We start from the raw sequence: 17,461 nt of genomic DNA, 5'->3' as shown, positions 1-17,461 counted from the left end.
TATTTATTAATATAAATCAAAAAATTTCTTGAATGCGGGAACTACTATCGTTACAGGAGGTTCTTGTTTTATGGTTACTTTTCCCATGCATGAAGTACCTTCTTTTATAAAAATATCCGGTCCTTTTGCCGATGTCCATTTAAATCCGCTATACGATTTTGGGTCTTTTTCAAAATCAACATGAACTTCAAATAATGGGCCTTGTGCCAAAAGTCCTTTTGCTAGCTGATCGTTTTTAACAGAAGTCAGCATACCTTGCTGTGTAACAGGAAAATCAGAAACATAAGTTACTTTTCCTTTTATAAATCCATATTCCTGCGGCTGAACGGTCGACGGAACTACTAAAGCTTCCATGCCTTTTCGTATTTTTTTTCCATCTTGTGACGGAATGTATAAAACTCCTTTTAACACAGCTAGTTTTGCTTCGCTGAGGTTTTTGAGTTTAAATAGGGGAGTTCCAGCAGCGACAACAATTCCCGCATCTGTTAAAACCTCTATAACTTCTCCGTCATACGGGCTTTTTATGTTTTTCTGCTGATCGTATCTTTCGGTTAAAAATTGGAGATTTCGTTCGGCTTCAGCAATTCTCTGGCTTTGCAATGTTACTTTTTGCTGCAGATCATAACCTAAATTGTGCTGCTGTGTCGAGGTTTCTACAGTTTGTCCTTTTAAACGTTCAATAGTATTTTTTGAAGCTTCAATTTGCTGTCTCGTAACTGCCACTTCAGATTTGGTTATTAAACCTTTGCTAAGAAGACCATTCTCTGATTCCAGCTGATTGTTCAGGAAAATTAATTTCTTTTTTTCTGCTTCAATTTCGCCCTGAATACTTACGCGCGTTTGTTTAATCAATTCACTTTGCAGTTGTGTTCCCTGACTTCCATAAGAAGCCAGTTTTCCCATTTCAAATTTTCGATCTGATACTACTGCCTTTGCATCTTCTATTTGCTGGTGCAGTTCCGGCTGCTGTATCGTGGCAATGACATCACCTTTTTTTACATGATCTCCAATTGCCACTTTTAATTCTACCAGCTGCCCCTGCGATGTAGCTACAACTTCGTGAACTTCGCCTCCCTGAACAACCCCAATTACATCTAGTTTTGTTTTTACTGTGCCCATAAATGCCCATAATACACCTGTAAATAGTGCTGCTGCAACGGTAACAAGCGCGATCCAGGCTTTGGGTCCTGTAACTTTAATTAACTGATCTAATTTTTCTGGAGTAGAAAGCTTTTCTAATGCTGATTTTCTGAAAAAACTTGCTGACATAGTTTCTGGGTTTTTTATTAATTTTCTGTATTTGGAACAGTGTAAAATGCATTTGGAATAACTTTAAAATCAAGGTTTTCTTTAGAGACAAGTGTACCTGTTTCGTGTCTGAGGCTTATAATTGCATTTGAAAACTGCTGTTCTGCATTTAGATATTCTAATTCTGAATAGGTGAATCTTTCCTGAAACAACATTAAATTTAAAAGAGTGGTTAGGCCCATTTGAAATTTTATTTGTTCGTTGTCAAAAGCTTCTTTGTGAAATCCCATAGATTCTTTTGCTTTTTCAAGAATTAAGACACTATTGTTTAAGTTATTAAGTGCTGCATTTATATTTAAATCGACATTTCGCCGGGTATTATCGCTTATTATAGCCTGATCTTGTACAGCAATTTTATTAATCGAATAATTTCCTTTTGCCAGATTATTATTTAAAGCAAATGTGAAGGTCAATTTTGCTCCCACGCCAAGATCCTGACCCTGGTTGTTTACAAATGAAGAGAATGTTTTATCGACTCCGTTTCCCACACTTGTGCTGCCGTAATAGGCAAAACCGGTTAAATCCAGCTGAGGTTTCAAATTATTTTCGGCCAATTGATATTGGAGTTCTACCGCTTCTGTAACTTTTTGAATGGCTTTTAAATCGCCTCGATTGTCTTTGGCTCTTTTAATGAGTGCTTTTTTATCGATATTTTCCTTGTATCCACTTTCTGTAACCACCGGAAAATCGCTTGCAGGATCACCCAGCTGCTGGCTTTCTTCGTCAGATAAACCTATTGCTCTTCCTAAATTTAATCTTGCGTTATATAAATTTTGCTGTGCAGTAAAGGTTAACCTTTCCTGATTGGTTAAATCGGCATTTACCTGAGCCATATCGCTTTCAGGTTTTTTGTCTGCTTTTATTAATTCTTTTGTTATTTCTAATACGTTCCTTACCCGGCTTTCGTTTTGTTTGTAAACATCCAGGCTTTTAAATGCGGTATAATAAGTCCAATAAGCAATACCAATTTGCAGGATTTCATATGAATTTGTAAACTCGTAATCAAATTTGTTTTTATCAATATAAAGGCTTGCTGTTTTCTCTCCTGTTGTTGCTGTTTTTTTTCCTCTTCCTCTTAAAAGAGGCTGTGTTAATGAAAAATTAAGTACCCCGGTATGATTTCCATAAAACGGCCCTACAAACTGATTGAATGTATTAAGCGGAAAATTACTGTCATTATAGAGATATCTTAAACTTACTTCGGCAATTTGCGAAGTCCTAAATCTTTTTTGCAAACCAGCTGAAAAATCTACTGAATTTGACTTCAGCGATCTGTCTATATACTGATTTCTTGGATCAGCATCATAGAGATTCAGCCTGCTGTTTTGATAAGAAAGTGCCGAGTTTAAATTAAAATCAAATGTGCTCCATTGTACCTGAAGTTCTCCTTCGGCATTTTGTATCGCATAGTAAGTCCTTTTAATATTTGGGCTTTTGTCAAAAGCTATGCTGGAAATTTCAGTTAAATCACATTTAATTTTAGACTGGCTTTGTAAGTTATTAACAGCTGCAATCCATATCGCAAAAAAGGAATAGTATAATCTCATTTAAATTTTGGTCTTAAAATTTATATTTTATTATGCCTCCGAAAATCGATGCAGAATCTGCCCAAAACGTGAGCCGGCCTGTGCAACACCATCTAAAATTTTTGTATCGATTAAATCTTCTTCTTCCGGTGTTCCGTAACCTAATTGATCTGTTGTTTTTCTTAATCTGTTAGACAGAAACAAGGCTAAACCATAATAAAAATTGGCTTTGAAATCCGGGTTTGTTGTAAGCCGCATTTCGATCACCTCGCGGGATATTTTATAAACTACGGATGTTTTTTTAGCAATTACAGAAACTGACGGCGGTCTTGTTTCTAAAAAAGACATTTCGCCAACAACCTCTCCAGATCCTAATGTTGCAATGTCTTGCTTATCACCATTCTCTGCACATACAGATAATTGACCTGATAACACGATGTATAGACTATCAATAAAATTGCCTTTTTGGATAAGTCTTTCACCGTTTCCTAATTCTATTTTCTGGCCATTGTTAATGAACCATTCTACATCTCTGTTATTAAACTGACCTAAGAAAAAAAGTGCTTTTTTCATAATTTTATTTTTTTTAAGGTTATACTAATTTATTTGTAATTCGTTTGTTGATTAAGACAAAGAATCTGTGATTTCTGACACCTGAAATTTTCTATTTATACATATTCCCCAAAGAATCGTATAAACCTTCATAGTCAGTAGTACTACTAGTGCGATTAGAAGTTCCTCCGCTTAATTTGTCCAGCTTTTTTTCATCTAATTCCTGATCCTTTTGCTGCATCTTTATAGGAATATTGATGTACAGATATTCGGGATCAGACTGGTCTGTCACTTTGATCTTTTTTCCGATGGGTAATTTTCTGCCAAAAAACTTTTCTAATGTTTCTTCGGGGTTTGTAATTAATGATTTTTTAAAATCATCGTTTACCCAGGCTTCTGTAATTATCCTAAAAAAAACATCCTGACCCTTTTTTTGTTCTTCTGTTAAAATCATTTTATTTAGTCTTAAATTTATATTTTGTTTAATTTTTTATGGTTTTGATTAACAGCGTTTTACCGTAAAGAATTTATTAGTTCTTTAGGTGAAATGTCATATTGATACGAAAACAATTTTGAGAAATAATGTACATCGTTGTACCCAACAGAATAGGCTATTTGTGAAATTGAGTTTTGTATATAATTGTCAATCATGTATTTAGCTCTATGAAGTTTCAATATTCGGATGTACTTATTGGGTGTGAGGTAAACTAAATTTGCAATTTTTCTATGCAGCTGTCTTTCGCTTACTGCCATTTTATAAGACAGTTCATAAAGGTTCATATCATTTTGGCTGATAGAATTGTAAATTTCTTTTTCTAAATTCAGTAACCAGTCCTGATCTAATTTTGTCACTTTTTGTGGATTAATTTTATTTACACACAATTCCTGAACATTTTTATTAGATTCATAAATGTCAAAAATTTCCGGACGTCCCTGAACTGTCAGGCTTACCGATTTAGATTTGATTCCATCTAAAATTTCATCAATCAGGTCATTAATTTGTTTGCTGCTCGAAAAAATAATTTCACTTTGTGTTTTAGTATCTGTTATACTGGGCTTGCTGGCCTCAATAATGTTTTCTAACGGGTTTTTAATATTCTGAACTATCTGGTTCAAAATATCTGGAGAAGACCAATCTATTGTGGTATTTTTTATCATTTCATTCATGATTCTAATAGAATTAACTGTTAATCAATAATTTGAAAAATCTTAATTGGGTCTTTTACTGTGCAGTATTTGGGGTATAGTGGTTTTGGCTTATATCTTAATTTATTTAGGAGGAAGAATTAACATGCTTGGGAGTGATACTTTCTCTTTTTAAAGGATTTAGGGGATATTTTATCGATAGAGAAGGAGGTTACAAAATTTTTATTGTTATTATAAAACTCCTTTAAGCCATCGTAATTCAATGCTATTGGTATAGTTTCAGAACCCAGATAGTGAGCAGAGGCTCCTATAACCTGAGCTTTTATTCCCAGCAGGTTCATAATTCTTAATAATTTGCTGTCGCACTCGGCAAAGGCAACACCATTTTTTTGTTCACAAATGGGAGCAATGGCACAAACCATTAATTTTTTAAAAAGAGTTTTATCCTTGAGATTTTTTTTAGTTGCAAATCGGCCAATGTGCCAAACGGATGAGAACTGGTCAGAATAGCCGAAGACGCTTAATGGATCGATATTAAAAATTTTCTGAAGGGGGAGTTTTGTTTTATAATCCCATTTAATTACTCTAATCGATCCCTGAATATTTCCTGAAAAATCTTTTGCAACGAAAATTTCAGAATCTTTAAAATAATTTAATTCTTCATCATACACTTCCTGAGTGTCTGTTACAAGTTCATTACTATTTACATCTTCACAATGATGACTGAAGTTCTCTTCGACTACAAACTTGGCTAATTCACTCAGCTGGTCTAGTTCTAGTCTTTCTAGGTAATTTTGAGTTATAATCATGAGTTCTTTGGTTCGTTGGTTCCTAACAAAGCTAATTTTCATATGTCATTATTTTACTACACTAAATAGTAGTATTTATTTGAAAATCAATAAACTACACTTTTGTGTAGTGGCAGTTTTAAATTGTAATGCAAAGAAGAAAAGAATATTTAATGAAGGTAAATGAGTCAATTTTTGGATAACCCCTGATTTTATATGACTTTTATAGAAAATCTGCAGTCATTTTAGAAAAGGCATAGTAACAAATTGAAAGTCAGTAAGTTTTAATGTTATTATTACCTAATGGCCTTGTAATTTTTTTCAGACATAATAAAAAAAAGTTAAATTTGAATTAAAATTAGGTATGATGAAAGAACCAGATTTAAATTCATTTTTTGATTCCAGAAATACAATTGATGGCTTGACAGATGAAGAGAGAGTACAAAAAAATAATTATTTAGAACCTATAAAGGCATTTGCAAGGGCAACATATACGAGCATTTATGTTATAGATTATTTGGAACAAGGTTTTGAATTTGTTTCAGATAATCCGTTATTTTTATGCGGAAATACAGCAGAGGAAGTTCTGGAAATGGGATATGCTTTTTATTTTAAACACGTTCCCTCAATAGATCTGGAGTTATTATTGAAGATCAATTCTGTTGGATTTGATTTTTATGAAAAAATACCACTGAATGAGAGAATTCTCTATACGATCTCTTATGATTTTCATTTAAAAAACCAGGAAGGAAAATTAATCTTAATCAACCAGAAACTTACTCCGGTTTTTTTAACCAATACCGGGAAAATATGGAAAGCGATCTGTATTATTTCGTTATCATCTGAACGTAAGGCGGGAAACATTAAAATTCATAAAAACGGCGAGAATAAAGTGTACAACTATAATCTGGATAAAGACCATTGGGAAGAATCTAAAAAAGTTTCTTTATCAAAAAGGGAAAAAGAAATTTTGCAGCTTTCTACAAGAGGTTTTACGATAAACGAAATTGCCGATGAAATATTTGTTTCTCCCGATACTGTAAAATTTCACCGCAGAAAATTATTTGAAAGACTGGAGGTAACCAGTATCACAGAAGCGATTGCGTATGCTACAAATAATAAGCTGATATAATAAGTACGTTTTAGGGCTATATTGTCTCTTTAATTTCCTTTAATATTAATCCAGCGATTAATAAATTTTAATTGTTCCTTTTTATGTTCAGGAGAAATTGCATCAATTCTTCTTTTTATATTTTCAATACAATTGAATTCGAATATTTTGAAAGATTCATTACAATTAAGAGCATTATCCAGACTATTTAGGCTAAAAATAGGAATGTCTCCGTTAAGCATCTGCTGTAATTCGAAATCAAATATAAATTTATACCTTTCCATATTTTGTCCAATGTAAGCCTTAGACAGTAACTCTTCCAGTTTGGCATTATAAACTTCAAAACTCGTCATGAGAGCCGCAGTACGCATAAATTTTAATATCTTAAAATATATAAAAGTAGGTCTCCAAACATACCTTACTTCTTGATTTTTAAACACCTCAATTGGTGAATTAAGAGATTTTAATTCTTCTTTATTATTCGAAAACAGGTCATACACTATAGAAAACCCTTCGAGAAAACTACTGCTGTAATTGGTTGGAAATACGTAATTGTCTTTAAATTTCGGAATATTGTTTTCTGCAATTTTTGTGAATAAAAAACGCGTTACCCTTTTAGAGTTTATAGTATTTGGGTTGATAATTCTTTTTTCCAATTCTGTTGCCTGTAAGTTATTGTGAACACCGTAACCTGCAAAATGTATTGGAACTCCGGTATCGTCATTAACTATCAAAGCGTTTTCCAGAACCGATAAATTAGGTATTTTACATTGGTCATCCCAGGAATTATTAATTAGACCATTTGATAAAAAAGGCTGAATAATGGTTTCGTGATCTATAATAACAGGGTTTTTTCCAGATGCAATAACATTTTCGCGATGGCAGTCTTTACTTCCCAAAAGATAGGCCGTAGCAAGCAAAGCCCCTGCTTTATGATAATATTCTTCTAAATCATTTTCAGAAGTTATTTCTTCGTTATTTACAAATTCCAGCCATCCATATTCGCCGCAATCAAGTGCCTGAAATGTTTTTAAATCTAATTTTAATTTTTGATTGATCCAATTGATTAGTACATTATAAGAATTGGTCAAATTGACATTTCTGGGTTTGTAGATCAGTTTGGTTTTATTTGATAAATGAATCAAAGCAGTTCCTTCGCCGTTATGACCGTCACCAAGACTTGCGTCAATATCTGTAATTTGTACTTCACTTAGCTTAAATACAGCTTTTATCTTTTCATAATCGTTATAAAAGCGATCAATGATTTTGGAAATATGACGAGAAAAATTGGCTGTTTTTTGTTTCATCATATAATCTAAAACGGGAAAATCTACAGCTAACGATTGATTCATTTTTGCTGTAAAAATTTCTATCTCTGTATTGCCTTCGAGAACGAATGAATCTAATGAATGCTGTAAAATAATTTCAGAAAAAGTGCTCAGCTCTTTTACCAGTTCCAAATGCAGTTTTTCTTTGGCATTATCCGGTAATTTTGATTTTAGACTTTCCAGAAAACATTCTGCATAAGGAAGAATGATTTCCACGAAAGGAATCGTTTCAAAATTTTTGCTGATAAAACAGGTAGATTGATTATTCATTTTCTAAGGCTTTAGTGTGAAAAGAATGCTGAGTGATAAGGGAAGTAATGCTTTTTTTATTTGCTAAAAAAAAAGCTGTAGGAATGTTTAAAAATTAAAAACACCCTTCGCTTGCACACAGGGTGTATTATATTTTTTAATCGAATAAGTTTACGATTTCTTATTCTTGTTTAGCTGAACAACGCTGTAAAATAGTACTATAATTGCCAAAATAAAACTGGCTGTGCCAAGGAAATTATATTTAAAGCTCACTAATATTGATCCGGAAATTACTAAAAAAATCCCTGCGAATAATGATATTTGCCCTTGCTTTTCCATCTTTTTTAATTTTAGAGAAAACCCTTGAACTTTAATTTCAAAATTTAATAAACCTGAAATCGTTCAAGGGTTTTTATTTTAACATTATATTCTTATTTCTTAATTAATGTAGTCCCATAAAGCTGCAGCTCCAAAGCCGCCGGCTACAGTACCAACAACAACAACTAAAGTCAAAGGAGTAAGACCACCGGCAACGATTTCTAATTGCTCAGCAGATAATTCTAACTCGTCTAATTTTGGTTCAGCCGGAATATTGAAGTAAATGATAGAATCACTGCTTTGATCTTCAACTACAATTTTTTTATTGCTTGATGATTTTTTACCAGTAACCGCTTCAATAGCTGCTTGAGGGTTAGTTAATAATTGATTTTTAAAGTCAGGGCTTTGCCATGCTTTTTCGACTAGAGTTTTTAATAATTCTTGTCCTTGTATTTGAGCGTCTTGTGAAATTTTCATGTCTGTAAGATTTAAATTATTGATTATAAAGTTGTACTCCTGCTGCAAATGCTGCTACACCTAATGCATAAAGTCCTATAACAACTGCTGGTGTAAGTCCGCCTGCAACTAATTCTAACTGCTCTTCAGTTAATTCTAAACCGTCCAAGTTTGGCTCTGCAGGAATATTAAAATAAATTACAGATTCGTTGGTTTGGTCTTCTACTACAATGCTTTGGTTTTCTGGCAATACAAAGCTTTTGTTAGTAAATTCCTGAATTGTTGCCAGAGGATTTTTTATTAATTGATCTTTGAAAGAAGCACTTTCCCATGCTTTTTCTATAAGACTTTTCATTAATTCTGCTCCTTTTTCCTGATGTTCTTTAGTATATTTCATCTTTATATTTTTTTATATTGTTAATAGAATAGTGGTTGATTAGATTGTTTCAATTGGAATAGTTGGAAAAGTTGGTGTAGGATCCCAAGGGAATGTTCCAATTGGAGGCCATATGGAAACACCTCCGGCAACAGACTCTAACTGTTCTTCGCTTAATTGTGCATCTGCTGGTTGTTTTGTCGCAGCAGGAATGTTGATGTAAACAACAGAATCATCAGTTTGATCTCTTACTACGATTGTTTTACCTGCAGGCATATTCAATTTTTTTCCTGTAAATTTTTCAATTGCAGCAACAGGATTTGCAATTAACTCTTTTTTAAATTCGGCATTTTCCCATGCTTTTTGTACCAGCTCTGCATAAAGCTTTTGTTCTTGTGTAAATTCCATGATATAATATTTTAGATTGGTTAATTTATTTAGAAAAGAATAATGTCTTTTGGGAATGTTGGAGTTGGGTGCCATATTCCGCCTGGAAAATCTGGCGGGAAACATCCTCCCTCAATAACACCGCCGGCAGCAGCTTCTAGTTGATCATCAGTTAATTCCGTATCTGCATATTTTGTAGAAACTGGAATGTTGATATAAATAGTAGAATCGTTGGTTTGATCTTTTACTACTAATGTTTTACCTGCAGGCAGATTCAATTTTTTACCAGTAAATTTTTCAATTGCAGCTATCGGGTTTGATACTAATTCATTTTTAAATGCAGCGTCTTCCCATGCTTTTTGCACAATTTCTGCGTAAATCTTTTGTTCTTGAGTTAATTCCATGATACTTAAATTTATATTGGTTAGTTTTTTAGCTTAACAGCCATTTAGCAAGTGGAACAGCTATATATTCTAGAGCTAAGTCGGCAGGAGTTGTATAACCTCCGGCAACAACTTCTAATTCTTTCTCTGTTAATTCTACATCATCTAAATTTGCTTTTGCAGGCAGGTTGATGTAAATTGTAGAATCGTCAGTTTGATCTCTTACTACTAATGTTTTTCCTTCTGGTAAATTCAATTTTTTACCAATTACTTTTTCAATTGCAGCTAATGGGTTTGCTACTAATTCTTTTTTAAAATCTGCATCTTCCCATGCTCTTTGTACGATCTGTGCGTACATTTTTTGTTCTTGTGTAAATTCCATGATAATAAATTTTTAAAGTTGATTAATAGTAATCGTTGATTTAAAGTATTTAAGAGGGCTGGTTCAGAAATTAAATGGTTACTATTTAATTTGCCCTTTTATTTTTAAACTATGATGTAATCTTTTAAAGCAGGAAATAAATTATTAACTAAATCAATCCAAACTGTTTGTCCGCCTCCGGCAATAATCTCTAACTGATCTTCTGTTAGTTCAATATCCTCTATATTGGGTTCACTTGGAATATTCATGTAAACTTTAGACTTATCTGTCTGATCGTTTACAACAAGTGTTTTTCCTTCGGGTAATACAATTTTAGCTCCGGTTAAATTTTCGATTGCTTTTATAGGATCTGCAATTAAGCTTTTTCTAAAATTAACATCTTCCCAGGCTTTAGAAATTACCAATCGTAAAACCTCTTCTTCTTTGTTCTGTTCCATGATTTATTTCCTTTTGTATAATGTAAAATTAGTCCTTCAAAATATTATAAAAATGCCAAAAAAACCGACAAAATATTATTTATATATAGCTGTGATCTAATACTATAGGAGTATTTACCAGTGAAACTGCGCTTTTCTCGACAAAATACATTTTGATCTCTCCTTTGCCTTTTGCATAAATTTTACCGCGGTATTCAAATACAAAACATTTTTCATCCTTGATTAAATTATACAGCGATTCGCTTATGTTAACTTTTTCTACCATTCCGTTGCTTTCAATTCTGCTTGCTGTATTCACAGTATCTCCCCAAACATCGTATTGAAACTTTTTTACTCCCACGATTCCTGCTACAATAGGTCCGGCGTGAATGCCCAAACGCATCTCAAAAGCCGGAACATCTGCCGCTATATTGATTATTTTTCTCTGAATCATAAATTCCTGCATTTCTAATGCGGCCGAAACAATGTTTTTTAATGAATTTTTATCTGGATTAGGGATGCCGCCTGCAGCCATGTAAGAATCTCCAATGGTTTTAATTTTTTCGATGTTGTACTTATCAGAGATAAAATCAAAAGCTTTGAAGCAGACATTTATTTCTTCAACAAGATTTTGCGGCGTCATTTTTTCTGCAGTCTGTGTAAAAGATTTAAAATCAGTAAAAAGAATAGAAACCAGATTAAAATCGCGGGCATTTACAAAGCCTTTTTCTTTTAGTTCTTCGGCTATTTCTTCCGGAAGAATGTTTAGCAGTAATTTTTCTGAACGGTCTTTTTCTATCGTTAATGCTTTTCTGGATCTTCGAACATAGTTTAATCTATTCCATAAAGCGATAGTAATCAGTATGATAAAGCCAAGAGAGATAATGATTAAGTTTCGTTGTTTTTCTTTCTTCTGAACTTCTTCTTTATGTTTAAGATCAATTTTATGCACTTTTGTAACATAGGCTATACTGTCAATAAGCATTGCTTTTTGAAACTCCATATTCAATATCTTGTTAGATGTTTCTTCAGATTGTAAACTGTCTTTATAATCATTTGATTTTTCGTAGTAATTAAGCGCCAGATTATTGCTGCCTCTTGCTTTGTAAGTTTCGTAAAGACATTTGCAGGCATCTTTTTTAACGGATAACGCTCCAAGACTTTCGGCAATATCGAGCCCTGTTTTGCATTTTTTGAGCGCTTTGTCGGTATTTCCCAATTTGTTTAATATATTGCCAATAGCAACTTGTGTAATGCCTATATATTGTAAACTGTTTATTTTTTGAGAAGAGGCCAAACAAAGATTATAATACGACAAGGATTTGGTAAGATCGCCCTGAGTATTAAAAAGTTCTCCCAAATTATAAAGTACTTCTATTGTTTTTTGTTTATCGTCTATTTTATTTGCAATAGCCAAAGCCTGATTGAAATAATCATAGGCTTTTGCATATTCTTTCTGCATCATATAAATTTTACCTGCCCCATTTAGGTTATGAGAAATTCCTATGGAATCTTTTAATTCTCTGTAAATGGCATTGGCTTTTTGAGAATAAACCATCGCATTAGTATAATCTCTAATATCAACGTATATTCCTCCAATGTTTTGTGTGGCGGCGGCAATGACTTTTTTATCGCCTATTTTTTTCTGAATTTTGATTACCTGGCTGTAAAAGTCCAATGCCTTTGGATAGTTGCCTAAGTAATAATAAACAGCGCCCATGTTATTTAATGCTGCGGCAACTCCTTTATGAAAATTGGCTTTTTCATACGTTTTCTTGCACTTTGTAAAGTATGAAAGGGCTTTTAAATAATCTCCCTGATAATAATAGTTTGTTGCTATTTTATTGTAGCTGTCTCCAATACCTTTTTGATTGTTTGATTTTTGATAGATTTTCAAACTTTTTTCGAACAAAGCCATTGCTTCTAAAAATTTCCCGGCATTTTGGTGTTTTTCTCCAGCGTTTAATAAACTATCAGCAGTTTGCTTATTTTCAGGAATATTTTCCAGGGCATGTTTAGATGACATTTTTGATTGTGCATCCAGACCTGTTCCGTTTACCAGAAATAAAAAAAACAATAAATATGTAAACAAGATTTTCACAATAGTAGTTTTAAATTAAAAAAACGCATATGTTCATAGCGAGCACATACGTTTTATTCCACGTTAATTATCCTGCGGTATTTGGTTTTATCCAAAAATACCTGTGGAATAATTACTAGCACTCACAATAATAGGCGGTGTATGATCTGCTTCTGCTCCTCCTGAAATTATATCCAGTTGTTCTTCATTCAATTCCATATCCTCAAAGTCTGGTTCAGCAGGAATATTAATAAAGATTGTAGAAGAATTGGACTGATCTACAAAGGCTAATGTTTTTCCTTCTGGTAAATGGATTGGATGTTCTAAGAAATTTTCTATTGTCTCAACAGGACTTTTTATTAAATTGTCCTTAAATACCGGATCTTTCCATGCTTTTTTTACAATAGATTCTAAAACCTTTTGTTCGTTAGTTAATTCCATTTTTTTATAATTTATGATTAGACCTAATTATTCTGCTATTGTAAAATTATTTGCATTAAGTGATATAGAATTGCCAAATAGACTGACAAAAAGGCTGCAGTTTTTATCTTTTCTTTTTGCAATAGTTATTTAAAAAGCGGAAAGAAAATCGAAAATAGAACTCAAAATACTAATAAAAAAGCTGCTTCAAAATTGAGTTTTGAAAGCAGCTTTTAAGAAAAATCTTTTATATTGGAGAAAATAAACTATGAAAACAGATTTTGTAAATTTTCTATTTAATAGTGGTCAAATAAAACTCAGGAAATACTTTTACGGGGTTATTAGCAGCGATATCAAACGCAATATTGGTACAAATTCCGGCAACTAGCGAGGATGCAATGGAGAGTTGGGGAGGAGAAAGATTTTTACCTTCATTTTTATATTGCTCAAGGATTTCTTCAAGCCATCGCTGAGGCTTTTCCCAAAATCTCATATAATCTAAAACATAATCGACTACATTAATTTCGGTAAATTTTTCATTTGGTTTTCTTAAAGATTCCAGTCCTTCTTCATCTGAAATAACTAATACCAATGCGCCCCATCCCAAATTATACGGATGCAAAACGGGTATTTTTTTCTTCTGACAGATGGAATCAAACATAAGCGGAACATCTGAAGTAAAATCCAGAGCATTAATTGCAATTTTATAATCTGTTATATGCTCTTCAACATTCTCAGGCGTTAAAAAACAATTATGAACCGTAATTTTTGCGTTGCTGTTAATAGCAAGTAATCTTTCCTTAAGGGCTTCTACTTTTGGTTGTGAGATGTTTTTTTCAGTATAATTCTGCCTGTTTAAATTTGATAATTCGACAATATCTCCATCGATTATGGTCAGGGTTTCGAAACCTAATCTTAATAAACATTCTGCAATAACACTTCCAATACCTGCACCGCCTAGTAATATTGGGGTATTTTTTATGATTTCCTGTTCTTCAGGAGTAATATAAAGCCTATTTCTTATATGCCGTTGATCCATTTTTATTCTTTTACAATAATTAAAATTTATTTTTTTGAGTAGAGATAGGGAAGAACAAAAATACCTGAATTTTGTAAGATCTGTTATTTTATAAATCTATTTCACGGCTCTTTGCCTTGCCCTAAAAAATAAACATCTAACGATAGCTTAAAAAACTTCAATTTTTCCTGTTTGAATTTCGCCTAAGCTTGTAATTATTTTATAGAGATAAATTCCAGAGGAAGGATTTTTTAGATTGATGTTATTGTTTTTAGAAAGTAATGGGGAAGTGATAATATTTTGCCCGCTGATATTGTATAAATAGAAAATAGCGTTTTCCTCTTTTTGGGTTTCAATATTTAATGCTGCATTTTTGCTTAATAGGGTGGGGTAGACAAAAAACAACTCATCACCCAAATAATTAGTATCAAGAATTAGAGAACTTACTACATTATTGTTTTCTAAAATTATATTTATTTTATATTTATTACTGCCTTTTATGGGGGCAGTATCTAAAAAAGAAAATGTTTTTGAATTGATATCATTTATTGCGCTAATAACATTTTCGTCATTATTAATTATTTTTACTAAGTCAATTCTTTTTATATTAAATAAGCTAAAAAGACTGGCATTAATCTTTACTTTGTTCTCCTCATAAACTTCCGCAAAAGCCAGCTCGAAATAACAATTTGAGTTTTGTGCATACTGTAATGTTGACTCACTTTTTATTCCTTCGCTATTGTCAAATACAGGAATTACGGTGTAAATTTTTCCATCAGTATAGATATAATTGGTGTTTGTTGTCTGCTCTTTAAATTCTAAATGATCTCCTGTCAGCTGATAAATATTAAATGAAGCAACATCGGCAGGTTTGTCCCAATTAATTTCTGTTGTGCCATCACAAACTAAGCTGGTTCTGATATTTAAATCATAAGAAATCGTAAAGCTGTCAGAGATATAATCGGTATTATCAATGGTCATTTTTAATTTTGCCTTTGAAAATTTTTGCCCTGCAGGGGTATAAGTAAATTGTTCACTATCCAGATTTATGCCATTTGCGATAATTTCCCAAGTCTGTCCATTATTGTAGCTAATAGACAATTGTCCGGAGGTACCGGAAAAAGATGAATTCCATTTGAAAGGGGAAATAGTCTTGCCATCATAAGGGAAATTATCATTCTTAACGGGGTAATTCCATTCAAATTGATTTTCCAATTCATATTGATAAGCGATGCTGTATTCTTGAGACGTATTCGAGACATATGAACCAATAGCATTAATAGTATAAATTCCTGATACAGGGTTTTCAACAGTGACTTGCTCAATATTATTAATTTTATCTTTTCCTCTTACCGCTGGCTGATCAGGAACATCAGGATTAAGAATCCAGGGCAAAAAAGTAGTGTTGTCTGGCGAAATAACTTCTATGTCTAAATCGTTTACCAAACTTATATTACTATTGATTGCAGCGGGTAAATCGTTCCACACTAATGTAATTTTTAAGTTTTTTGCATTTACCGGAAGCGTTATGATATGTGAATTTGTCTTTCCAGATATTAAATTGCCAGATATAATTCTGTTTTCGCTGATCGTTTTTAAACTTTTATCAGCATTGATATTACCATAACCATAGGTAAAATCCGGACCTTTACTGCCTAAATCTTTTGCACTATTAATTAAAATTGCTTTTGTTTGGGCGTTCGTCAAAGAAACATTGTTTATAGTTTTATAATGTTGTTTCATAAGCGTAATAATGCCTGCAGCTAATGCTGCAGCATTTGAAGTTCCTTGTGTGCTAAAGGCCGTTAACTCTGGTTTTATCCGACCGTCATAGGCTGGGCCTTTTGAAGAAAACGGCATAATTACTTCGTTTTGGTCAACACAGCCGAATACGATACTATTTTTGGACTGCTTGAAATTACCGGTAATAGATTTATAACCTTGAAGTCCGCTATTACCGGAGGAAAAACAATGTGTTAAAACAGTATTTAAGGATAACTGAGAATCATAAGCATTAGCGAGTGAACCATAAAAATTCTCAATCTCTGTACCATAGGAATGATTTTGAGTGGCAGCACCTTGTAAAGTTGTTACTTCATCAGGATAGATATTCAAAAAGTCAGACGATTGTATCTTAGCCTTTTGAGCGACTCCTTTTCCTAATGCAGAACTGTTTCCTAATCCGGAAATTATAGTTGCCATAGCCGTTGCATGGCTCGATACAACAGCAGATTGTGTTGAAGAAGGAATGTGCTTATTTAATAGATCAATATCATTTAAATCAAAAAAATCATCTTTGACAGATGCAATTTGATTTTCGCCTGTTAAAAGAGGGAAATTAACAATGGCTTTATTTATATAATTGATGCTGAAATTTTGATCTATTATTTTAGATTCACCTTTTGGCAATAATGATTCCTGTGAAACAGAAGATGCGCTATTCAAAGCTATAACTTCATCAATAATTTTTTGGGAATCACTTTTTATGATTACAAGATGGTTATTAAGTATTTTGATATCAGAAATGTTCATTGATTTCAAGTCAATAATTAACCCTTTGATAGAATCAGCTGCTATTATATACTGCTTGTCTTCCTTATGATTTGAAAAATTTGAGGGTAATTTCCATAAATTGTTAACCGGTAGAATTTTTTTTAAAGGCCGATTAGATTTTAAACTTTCATTTTCGACAATACAAAAAGTACTGTCCAATTTTTTTACAACCTTGTATTTGTTGTGATGTGCATTTTTTAAAGATGTAAAATAGTATTTCTCAAATTTTCTTTCGTTTTCTTTTTCTATGTATTGCTTCCATCTTTCAGCATTTTGCGAGAGACAGATTGTCGTTATCATAAAAAGGAGAAAAGTAATTGGTTTCTTCATTTATTGTAAATGTTAGGGCAATCGTAACATTGTTATCAATCGCTCAAAAATTGACTGTTTCAGATCTTTTTACTTCTTAATTGAGATAAAGCAAAGATGAAATTAATGTTTAATGATTTCTATTTGAAATATTTATCTGTGCAGATAATTCAAAGTTATTAAAATATTTGTAAAAATTTTATTAGTTTTTATTTCATTCAAAATCTTCAAAATCTGTAAGAGTAATTCTCTTTTTGCAGCCCTTTTTTTATTTTAAACGGTATGCAAAAGTGTAAAATCATTTTTTAATACCTGCTAAACAAAATAAAATTTAGAAACAGGATTATTCTGTCTA

18 protein-coding genes are annotated in these 17,461 nt (G+C 32.4%); 1 reads left to right on the top strand and 17 read right to left on the bottom strand.

The genetic code is table 11. The features are described 5' to 3' along the window. Positions 1-6 precede the first annotated feature (6 nt). The 6 genes from AABD74_RS19105 to AABD74_RS19080 form a co-directional block, all read right to left on the bottom strand. Complete coding sequence (locus tag AABD74_RS19105; protein ID WP_232680165.1) at positions 7-1,269, bottom strand: NHLP bacteriocin system secretion protein; 1,263 nt, start codon at positions 1,267-1,269, stop codon at positions 7-9. A 17-nt stretch (positions 1,270-1,286) separates the two neighbouring features. Further along, positions 1,287-2,855: a TolC family protein gene (locus tag AABD74_RS19100; RefSeq protein ID WP_406843959.1), complete on the bottom strand. Its 1,569-nt coding sequence runs from the start codon at positions 2,853-2,855 to the stop codon at positions 1,287-1,289. Between the two features lie 30 nt (positions 2,856-2,885). After that, a complete protein-coding gene (locus tag AABD74_RS19095) occupies positions 2,886-3,407 on the bottom strand; it encodes a cyclic nucleotide-binding domain-containing protein (protein WP_406843958.1) in 522 nt (173 codons plus the stop codon). A gap of 91 nt (positions 3,408-3,498) precedes the next feature. Continuing rightward, positions 3,499-3,840 carry an NHLP leader peptide family RiPP precursor gene (locus AABD74_RS19090; RefSeq protein ID WP_406843957.1) on the bottom strand — a complete coding sequence of 114 codons (342 nt, stop codon included), beginning with the start codon at positions 3,838-3,840 and terminating at the stop codon, positions 3,499-3,501. Positions 3,841-3,899: 59 nt separating this feature from the next. Continuing rightward, on the bottom strand, positions 3,900-4,544 hold the full coding sequence (locus AABD74_RS19085) for a helix-turn-helix transcriptional regulator (protein ID WP_232680174.1): 645 nt from the start codon (positions 4,542-4,544) through the stop codon (positions 3,900-3,902). Between the two features lie 128 nt (positions 4,545-4,672). After that, positions 4,673-5,383 carry a hypothetical protein gene (locus tag AABD74_RS19080; RefSeq protein WP_232680176.1) on the bottom strand — a complete coding sequence of 237 codons (711 nt, stop codon included), beginning with the start codon at positions 5,381-5,383 and terminating at the stop codon, positions 4,673-4,675. A 301-nt stretch (positions 5,384-5,684) separates the two neighbouring features. Between AABD74_RS19080 and AABD74_RS19075 the strand changes: the two genes are divergently transcribed. Next, positions 5,685-6,452, top strand: coding sequence for a response regulator transcription factor (locus tag AABD74_RS19075; protein ID WP_232680178.1), 768 nt, complete (start codon positions 5,685-5,687; stop codon positions 6,450-6,452). A 29-nt stretch (positions 6,453-6,481) separates the two neighbouring features. Here AABD74_RS19075 and AABD74_RS19070 read toward each other — a convergent pair whose 3' ends face one another. The 11 genes from AABD74_RS19070 to AABD74_RS19020 form a co-directional block, all read right to left on the bottom strand. Then, positions 6,482-8,029 (bottom strand): type 2 lanthipeptide synthetase LanM, encoded by a 1,548-nt coding sequence (locus AABD74_RS19070; RefSeq protein WP_232680180.1) that lies wholly within the window; start codon positions 8,027-8,029, stop codon positions 6,482-6,484. 417 nt (positions 8,030-8,446) lie between these two features. After that, positions 8,447-8,803, bottom strand: a complete 357-nt coding sequence (locus AABD74_RS19065) for an NHLP leader peptide family RiPP precursor (RefSeq protein ID WP_232680182.1) — start codon at positions 8,801-8,803, stop codon at positions 8,447-8,449. Between the two features lie 16 nt (positions 8,804-8,819). Continuing rightward, complete coding sequence (locus AABD74_RS19060; protein ID WP_232680184.1) at positions 8,820-9,179, bottom strand: class IIb bacteriocin, lactobin A/cerein 7B family; 360 nt, start codon at positions 9,177-9,179, stop codon at positions 8,820-8,822. Positions 9,180-9,218: 39 nt separating this feature from the next. Then, the gene (locus AABD74_RS19055; protein WP_406843956.1) at positions 9,219-9,566 is read right to left on the bottom strand and encodes an NHLP leader peptide family RiPP precursor; all 348 of its coding nucleotides are present in this window, start codon (positions 9,564-9,566) and stop codon (positions 9,219-9,221) included. Positions 9,567-9,595: 29 nt separating this feature from the next. Continuing rightward, a complete protein-coding gene (locus AABD74_RS19050; protein WP_232680201.1) occupies positions 9,596-9,949 on the bottom strand; it encodes an NHLP leader peptide family RiPP precursor in 354 nt (117 codons plus the stop codon). A 28-nt stretch (positions 9,950-9,977) separates the two neighbouring features. Next, positions 9,978-10,310, bottom strand: a complete 333-nt coding sequence (locus AABD74_RS19045) for an NHLP leader peptide family RiPP precursor (protein WP_232680203.1) — start codon at positions 10,308-10,310, stop codon at positions 9,978-9,980. A 104-nt stretch (positions 10,311-10,414) separates the two neighbouring features. Next, a complete protein-coding gene (locus tag AABD74_RS19040) occupies positions 10,415-10,747 on the bottom strand; it encodes an NHLP leader peptide family RiPP precursor (RefSeq protein ID WP_232680205.1) in 333 nt (110 codons plus the stop codon). Between the two features lie 79 nt (positions 10,748-10,826). Then, positions 10,827-12,827, bottom strand: a complete 2,001-nt coding sequence (locus AABD74_RS19035; RefSeq protein WP_406843955.1) for an adenylate/guanylate cyclase domain-containing protein — start codon at positions 12,825-12,827, stop codon at positions 10,827-10,829. A gap of 87 nt (positions 12,828-12,914) precedes the next feature. Continuing rightward, positions 12,915-13,247, bottom strand: a complete 333-nt coding sequence (locus AABD74_RS19030; RefSeq protein WP_232680209.1) for a hypothetical protein — start codon at positions 13,245-13,247, stop codon at positions 12,915-12,917. A gap of 271 nt (positions 13,248-13,518) precedes the next feature. Then, positions 13,519-14,265 carry a HesA/MoeB/ThiF family protein gene (locus AABD74_RS19025; protein WP_406843954.1) on the bottom strand — a complete coding sequence of 249 codons (747 nt, stop codon included), beginning with the start codon at positions 14,263-14,265 and terminating at the stop codon, positions 13,519-13,521. A gap of 147 nt (positions 14,266-14,412) precedes the next feature. Beyond that, entirely contained in the window at positions 14,413-17,127 is a 2,715-nt protein-coding gene (locus tag AABD74_RS19020; protein ID WP_406843953.1) for a S8 family serine peptidase, read from the bottom strand. Between the last annotated feature and the right edge of the window lie 334 nt (positions 17,128-17,461).

Origin of the sequence: Flavobacterium soyae, assembly GCF_045348165.1 — a bacterium.
Lineage (GTDB): Bacteria > Bacteroidota > Bacteroidia > Flavobacteriales > Flavobacteriaceae > Flavobacterium > Flavobacterium soyae.
Note: the sequence above shows the minus strand (reverse complement) of the source record. Positions and strands in the feature narration are given on the sequence as shown.